This window comes from Amycolatopsis sp. NPDC059027 (assembly GCF_042739735.1).
In the GTDB taxonomy this organism is placed as follows: domain Bacteria; phylum Actinomycetota; class Actinomycetes; order Mycobacteriales; family Pseudonocardiaceae; genus Amycolatopsis.
In genome coordinates this window covers 1,998-3,306 of sequence record NZ_JBHYIK010000158.1, presented here as the reverse complement: position 1 = coordinate 3,306, position 1,309 = coordinate 1,998, and the positions used below count along the sequence as shown (strand labels likewise).

The window sequence follows — 1,309 nt, the reverse complement described above, 5'->3', positions numbered from 1 at the left end:
TCCTGGTACTGGCACGAAAAAGAAAAGCGCAGCCAAGAAAAAGACGGCGGGCAATGTTGATTCATCCCAGCTGAAAATGCTGTTACTGACGACAAGCGCGATCGTGGCAGCACGACCTGGGATGGAAGACTTTGCATTAACCGCCGATGAAGCCGAACAGATATGTACGCCACTCGCAAACATCATGGCGAAGTCTGAAGGCGTGGCGGGTGTCGCCAGTGAGTATGCAGACCATATAGCGTTACTCATTGCGTGCTTTACGATCTTTATACCTAAATTCATTATGTGGAAATCCAAACAACCTAAAAAGAAAGAGGTACAGAAAAATGTCTTGCCAAAACGAGAACTACCAAAACAACCAACAGAACAACGAGGAAATGAAAGCGCGCCTGAAAGAACTAATCAAAAGCCTGCTGAACGATCTGGGGAACCCACTAGTAAGCAATTTGGCGGCTCCTTACATCAACTCATCCCTTTCGGAGGATATTGATGTCTTAAAATTCCTCAACCATTTAGAGGGGATGATCGACTATGTCCGGTATGGTGACGCTGAAGCAAGGTGACTTCTATTACAACATCCCCATGCATGAATACAGCCGTTATTGGTTTGAACACTTGGACATTATCGAACAGGGCGAGGAATTTTTAGTTGTGGAGAAAATCCCTTACGACAAAATCCCGAAACCGTCCATCATGGCTGCTATGAAAAGAGGTAAAGGCGTGAAGCGTGTTGTGAAAGCTTACAGCACGAAAGGAAGTGGAAAACATGCGAATGACAATTGGCGATGACGAACACGTTTTTATCTGTGGTCAAACCGGTACAGGTAAATCGGTTGTCGCTGAGGTATATCTCGCTGGGAAAGACCATGTGGTAAAGCTTGATACGAAAGGCGAAGTACACGAGCGCCGCAAGAAACGGCAGGAATTGTGGCATGGCTTGCAGGAAGGTAAGGACTTTACTGTGGTTCACCGATTGGAAGACGTGTCCGAGGTCGAGACGCCGAAAATTATCTATTGCCCGGTCGCTGAAGAATTAGAGCCGGAATATTACAACGCGCTCATGAGCTGGGTGTACAAGCGTGAAAATACGATTCTATGGATAGACGAATTAATGGAAGTCGCGCCAAGCGCCCATAACTACCCGAAAGAATTGAAAGCCTTATACACGCGCGGGCGTTCGAAAGAAGCAGTCGTGTGGGGGTGTTTCACGCCCCCCACCAAAACAAAAGGCCATTCTAAGTGCACCACAACAAACACAATAAAATTAACAAAACAAAAAAAACAAATAAGAAAAAAAATTTTTTTATAA

At 45.5% G+C, this 1,309-nt stretch carries 3 protein-coding genes; all 3 read left to right on the top strand.

The annotated features are described in order from the left end of the window. Positions 1-490, top strand: a 490-nt coding sequence (locus tag ACFWY9_RS44765; RefSeq protein WP_378341757.1) for a hypothetical protein, incomplete at its 5' end; no start/stop codon positions are given. 50 nt (positions 491-540) lie between these two features. Further along, positions 541-789 (top strand): hypothetical protein, encoded by a 249-nt coding sequence (locus ACFWY9_RS44760; protein ID WP_376642747.1) that lies wholly within the window; start codon positions 541-543, stop codon positions 787-789. Next, positions 767-1,309 (top strand): hypothetical protein, encoded by a 543-nt coding sequence (locus ACFWY9_RS44755; RefSeq protein ID WP_378341756.1) that lies wholly within the window; start codon positions 767-769, stop codon positions 1,307-1,309. Before ACFWY9_RS44760 ends, ACFWY9_RS44755 begins: the two co-directional genes overlap by 23 nt.